This window comes from Exiguobacterium sp. B2(2022) (assembly GCF_028823655.1).
Classification (GTDB): Bacteria; Bacillota; Bacilli; order Exiguobacteriales; family Exiguobacteriaceae; genus Exiguobacterium; species Exiguobacterium aestuarii_A.
This window is the reverse complement of the sequence record NZ_JAPEHX010000164.1, coordinates 1-510: the sequence shown is the minus strand read 5'-3', so window position 1 is coordinate 510 and position 510 is coordinate 1. Positions and strand designations below refer to the sequence as shown.

Sequence of the window (510 nt, the reverse complement as noted above, 5' to 3'; positions counted from 1 at the left end):
CCTTCCCCTTCGGGGGCAGGGGTGACAGGTGGTGCATGGTTGTCGTCAGCTCGTGTCGTGAGATGTTGGGTTAAGTCCCGCAACGAGCGCAACCCTTGTCCTTAGTTGCCAGCATTTGGTTGGGCACTCTAGGGAGACTGCCGGTGACAAACCGGAGGAAGGTGGGGATGACGTCAAATCATCATGCCCCTTATGAGTTGGGCTACACACGTGCTACAATGGACGGTACAAAGGGCAGCGAAGCCGCGAGGTGGAGCCAATCCCAGAAAGCCGTTCTCAGTTCGGATTGCAGGCTGCAACTCGCCTGCATGAAGTCGGAATCGCTAGTAATCGCAGGTCAGCATACTGCGGTGAATACGTTCCCGGGTCTTGTACACACCGCCCGTCACACCACGAGAGTTTGCAACACCCGAAGTCGGTGAGGTAACCGTAAGGAGCCAGCCGCCGAAGGTGGGGCAGATGATTGGGGTGAAGTCGTAACAAGGTAGCCGTATCGGAAGGTGCGGCTGG

The 510-nt window shown here is 57.5% G+C and carries 1 rRNA gene; it reads left to right on the top strand.

Annotated elements, in window-relative coordinates:
- Positions 1–510: ribosomal RNA gene (locus ON063_RS14835) — 16S ribosomal RNA — on the top strand; the annotation flags it as partial.